This is a genomic window from Mycobacterium sp. (assembly GCF_049802695.1).
Lineage (GTDB): Bacteria > Actinomycetota > Actinomycetes > Mycobacteriales > Mycobacteriaceae > Mycobacterium.
On record NZ_JBARMY010000487.1, the window covers coordinates 1 to 4,645 of the forward strand.

At 67.1% G+C, this 4,645-nt stretch carries 4 protein-coding genes and 1 pseudogene; 3 read left to right on the forward strand and 2 right to left on the reverse strand.

Going from position 1 to position 4,645, the window contains the following annotated elements:
- Positions 1 to 40: 40 nt before the first annotated feature.
- Genes WA317_RS19300 through WA317_RS19310 form a run of 3 tightly spaced genes read left to right on the forward strand, consistent with a single transcriptional unit; the run spans position 41 to position 2,463 of the window.
- Entirely contained in the window at positions 41 to 781 is a 741-nt protein-coding gene (locus WA317_RS19300) for a lysophospholipid acyltransferase family protein (protein ID WP_425174566.1), read from the forward strand.
- Positions 782 to 839: 58 nt separating this feature from the next.
- Positions 840 to 1,613 carry a lysophospholipid acyltransferase family protein gene (locus WA317_RS19305; RefSeq protein WP_425174563.1) on the forward strand — a complete coding sequence of 258 codons (774 nt, stop codon included), beginning with the start codon at positions 840 to 842 and terminating at the stop codon, positions 1,611 to 1,613.
- A 34-nt stretch (positions 1,614 to 1,647) separates the two neighbouring features.
- Entirely contained in the window at positions 1,648 to 2,463 is an 816-nt protein-coding gene (locus WA317_RS19310) for an HAD family hydrolase (protein ID WP_425174564.1), read from the forward strand.
- Positions 2,464 to 2,543: 80 nt separating this feature from the next.
- Here WA317_RS19310 and WA317_RS19315 read toward each other — a convergent pair whose 3' ends face one another.
- Together WA317_RS19315 and WA317_RS19320 are read right to left on the reverse strand one after the other, a co-directional pair.
- Positions 2,544 to 4,169 carry an N-acetylmuramoyl-L-alanine amidase gene (locus tag WA317_RS19315; RefSeq protein ID WP_425174565.1) on the reverse strand — a complete coding sequence of 542 codons (1,626 nt, stop codon included), beginning with the start codon at positions 4,167 to 4,169 and terminating at the stop codon, positions 2,544 to 2,546.
- Between the two features lie 161 nt (positions 4,170 to 4,330).
- Positions 4,331 to 4,645: pseudogene (locus tag WA317_RS19320) on the reverse strand (hypothetical protein); the annotation flags it as partial.

Sequence of the window (4,645 nt, forward strand, 5' to 3'; positions counted from 1 at the left end):
GCGCGGCAGCAGGCGGGGTCCGCGGAGGTGGAGTAACCGGATGGAACCTGTTTACCGGGTACTCGAGATCACCGCGAACGCCGTGACCAAAGCGCTCGGCAGCCAAATCACCTACTACGGCTTGCACCACATCCCCGCGACCGGTGGTGCGGTGGTCGCCATCAACCACACCAGCTACGTCGACTGGGTGCCCGCCGCTCTGGCGGCGCATCGACGCGGCCGGCGCATCCGGTACATGATCAAGGCCGAGATGCAGCAGGTGAAAGTCGTCAATTTCCTGATCAGACACACGAAGACCATTCCCGTCGACCGTGCGGCCGGCGCCGACGCGTATACGAACGCCGTCGAGCTGCTACGGGCCGGTGAGGTGGTCGGAATGATGCCCGAGGCGACGATCAGCCGCAGCTTTGAACTCAAGGAGTTCAAGACCGGAGCGGCCCGAATGGCGCTGGAGGCGCAAGTGCCGATCGTCCCATTGATCGTGTGGGGCGCTCAGCGGATCTGGACCAAAGATCACGCACGAAATCTGCGCCGCAGAAATATTCCGATCGCCGTCGCAGCCGGCCCGGCCCTGACTCCGTCGCAAGACGTCGATCATCTCGAAGCCGAGTTGCGTGAAGAGATGACGGCTCTGCTGCACCAGGTGCAGGAGGCCTATCCGCATCCGGAAGGGGCGTATTGGGTGCCCCGGCGGCTGGGTGGCAGCGCTCCGACTCTCCGCGAGGCGACGGATCTCGATGAGGCCGAACGGGCCAGGAGGCGCACGAGTCAGCACCCGTAAGGAACACTGGGGACTAGGCGCGGCCAGCCGCGCAGTCCGCATTACAGGAGCGACACGCATGCCAGAAGCATTTGTTCGGTTTGGCGAGATCATCCTCCCGCCGCTGATCGCGGCCAACGGCACCAAGATCATGTTTCAGGGACTGGAGAACATCCCGGAGCGTGGCGGTGCGTTGCTGACCCTCAACCACACCAGTTACCTGGACTGGCTGCCGGCGTCCTACGCCGCGTACAAACGCCGTCGGCGGCTGAGGTTCATGATCAAGTCGGAGATGCAGGACGTGAAGGCGGTGAACTACGTCATCAAACACGCCAGACTGATTCCGGTGGATCGCCTTGCGGGGCACGACGCGTACACCATGGCGGTGCAGCAACTCAGACAGGGTGAGCTGGTCGGCATGCATCCGGAGGCGACGATCAGTCGCAGCTTCGAGCTGAGGCCGTTCAAGACCGGAGCCGCCCGCATGGCGATGGAGGCGCACGTTCCCCTCATTCCTCTGGTGGTGTGGGGAGCACACCGGATCTGGCCGAAGGATCATCCGAAGCATGTGGTCCGCAACAACGTTCCGATCACCGTGGCGGTGGGCCGGCCGCTGGCGCCGTTAGGAGACGTCGACCAACTCAATGCGTTGCTGCGCCGGGAGATGGAGTTGTTGCTGTACCGGGTGCAAGAGGAGTATCCGCACCCCCGCGGAGCCAACTGGGTGCCGCGGCGGCTCGGCGGCAGCGCGCCGTCTCCGGACGACTCCAAGCAGCTGCGCGCGGCTGAACTGCTTGAGCGGGCCCGCAAACAAGAAATCGAGCAGGCCCGCAGACAGCAGAAGCGCCGCTAGTGACCCCGGCGCACAGCGAACGCAGATCGCGGCAATGACGCTGCCGGCGCTCATCGCCTGCGATGTAGACGGCACCCTGATTGACGACGAGGAAAGGATCAGCCCGCGGACTCGGAGTGCGGTGCGTGCCGCCGTTGCCGCCGGCGCGGAATTCGTGCTGGCAACGGGTCGGCCGCCGCGATGGGTGCATCCCGTCGTCGACGCGCTGGGCTTCGCGCCGACAGCGGTGTGCGCGAACGGGGCCGTCATCTACGACTCGGCGACTGATCGGGTGTTGTCGGCGCGGACGCTATCCGTCGATGCGCTGACTGAACTGGCCGAACTCGCCACCCGGATGATCCCCGGGGTTGGTCTCGCGGTCGAGCGGGTCGGGCGCAGCGCCCACGATACGGCGACACCGCAATTCGTCAGCTCACCGGGATACGAACACGCCTGGCTCAATCCGGACAACACCGAGGTCTCCCTTGAAGACCTGTTGAGCGCGCCCGCCGTCAAGTTGCTGATCCGCAAGGCCGGTGCGCGCAGCGCAGACATGGCGGCGGCGCTGGGTGAACACCTCGGCGACGCCGGCGACATCACCTACTCGACCAACAACGGCCTGGTCGAGGTCGTGCCATCGGGGGTCGACAAGGCGACCGGCGTCGCCGAGGTCGCCCGGCCGCTGGGTATCACCGACGAGGACGTGGTCGCCTTCGGTGATATGCCCAACGATGTGCCGTTGCTGTTACGGGCCGGTCTCGGGGTTGCGATGGCTAACGCCCATCCTGAGGCGCTGGCCGCGGCCGACGAGGTGACCGCTTCCAATGCCGACGACGGGGTGGCTCGCGTGCTCGAACGCTGGTGGCTTTAGCCTGGCGTCGAGGGCGCGGTGGTTACGCCGGCGTGAGGGTGGCCGGGCAGGGCCCGGCGAACACCGCTGGAGGTGGGGCTTCAGTGGTTACTGACTGGCGAAAACCGCTCCAGTTGGACGGGTGGTCCGTCGGGGGAAAGCGGCGGTAATTCCTCGGCCACGCCATCGATCACCCGGCTCACCGTGCCGCTCTGCCGGTCGAAATTCAAGGTGCCGTGCTGGAAGTTCTGCTTGATCCACTCCGGTTCTTGGATCTCAGCGCTGGTGGGCAACCCCAGCATGCCGCGTTCGTAGCCCAGCGACCCCCAGGCCGCATAGAGGGCGCCGGTCAGTGGCTCGGCGCCGGTCTCGGGCGCCCAGTACATTGCGCCCTTGTCGAAGGTGGCATAACGCGTCGAGCCGGCACCCGTCGACTCCGGTGACGTCGGTGCGCCCAGCGCGCTCTGCATGGCGCCCATCTCTTGCCAGCGGGCGTAGATCGCGCCACCCTCCAGCGCTGCCGCCACCTCGGCGGGGCCGGGTGGCTCCCTGAATCGTGCTGCAATGTCTCGGATTTCGTCGATCAGTCCGTACGCGATGTTCCCGGGGCAGTCGGTGTTGCCGACGTCACGATGGGTGAAGATGGTGGGCAGCGTCAGCGTGTCACCGCCGGCGAACCGGGTGAACGCGCCACCGGCGGAGGCGAGCGCGACAGTGCCCTTCGGGTTGACACCGTCCAAGCTCAGCCGCCAGCCCAGCAGCCGGCCCACTGTGCCCAACTGGACAGGCGTCGGGGGCACCTCGTCGAAGTTCCCGAGCATTGCCACCCCCCAGGTGTCCCGGTTGAAACCGCCGGTGTGCGAGCCCTCGACGGGCTTGTTGATTCCGCCGAATCGGCCTTCGAAGACCTGCCCGTACTTGTCGACCAGCGCGTTGTATGCGATGTCGCACCAGCCCAGTGTCCTGGTGTGGTAGGCGTAGATCGACCGCACAATCTCGGCGGAGTCCTGCGGGGCGTAGTCGTTGCTGCCCGCGGTGTGATGGATCACCGCCGCGCGAACGCCGTGGCTGTACACCGGGTTACCGCAGCGCATCGATTCTTCGGCGCCCCACTGAGCCCGGCTGATGACGCTCGGCGGTTGGCCGGGCGTGACGACCGCGGTCGGTGGTGCCCATTGTGTGTCGGCCGGTGCCTGTGGCGGGGAGATCAACACGGCCGAAATGTTCTGCGGAAGCGGTCTCTCGACAGACGCCGGCCGGTATCCCAGCCCAGATGTGGCCGGCGCGGTGGTCGGCGGAGCCTTGGTCACCGGCGCGCCGATCGGACGGGTGACGACGATCTGCACGGATCTGGTGTTGCCGACGAAGACCGGATCGGTACCCCGGGGGCCGTGTGCCGACCCGCTCGGCCCGTCGACTGGGCCGGACTCCACTGTCTCGGCCTCGTACCAGGGTCCCCAGCTGCCGTCACCGCGCTTGGCGCGCACTCGGGCGGTGGTGTCGGTCAAGTCCCCACCGGTCAACGCGACCATCGAAAACTGTTGCGGCGACGTGACTTCGCGAACTGTGACGCCGCCGGTGAGACCGATCAGCGGCTGCTGGTCGAGCCGAACGTCACCGGCGCGTGGCGCCGGTTGATCGAGTGCGCGCTCGATCGTGCACGGCAGAATGACGGCGGTAGCCGCGATGGCGGCGAGCAGTATCGGCGCGGGACGGCGAGACGGCACGCACTGATGTTACGTATGTGCCGAGTGTTACCACTGTTTCGACACGATACTACTGTGAATATGCGGCACGGCACCGCAGAGCCGTCGGGGTGGCCAGCCGTAGCCACCGCTTGATTCTGCGGTGCCGTCGTGTGGCAGGTTCTGCTGTCGCGCCGCCGCGATCACATACCGGGTACCGGGGCCGGGGGCACCGGCGGCGCGGGAAGTGCAGCCGGCGCACCGCCGTGGGCGGCACCCTGGGCGGCTTGGGTGATCGATCCCTTGAGCAGGTCCATCACCTGCCCGAGTCCCAACTGCTGGACCGCGCTGGAAAGGTCGCTGACCAGGCCGCCACTAGCCGGCGCCCCGCCCAGCGACGGATCGCCGTAGATGGGGTAGGTGCCGTCCGCGCCCGGGTCCAAGCCCGCACCCGGAACGGTGCCGGCCGGGCTGTTCAACGCGGCCGGATCTAGGCCAGGCGTGGTCAGGCCCGGTGC

Coding starts and splice junctions, on each gene's coding strand:
- WA317_RS19300 (WP_425174566.1), top strand. CDS start 41: ATGGAACCTGTTTACCGGGTACTCGAGATCACCGCGAACGCCGTGACC.
- WA317_RS19305 (WP_425174563.1), top strand. CDS start 840: ATGCCAGAAGCATTTGTTCGGTTTGGCGAGATCATCCTCCCGCCGCTG.
- WA317_RS19310 (WP_425174564.1), top strand. CDS start 1,648: ATGACGCTGCCGGCGCTCATCGCCTGCGATGTAGACGGCACCCTGATT.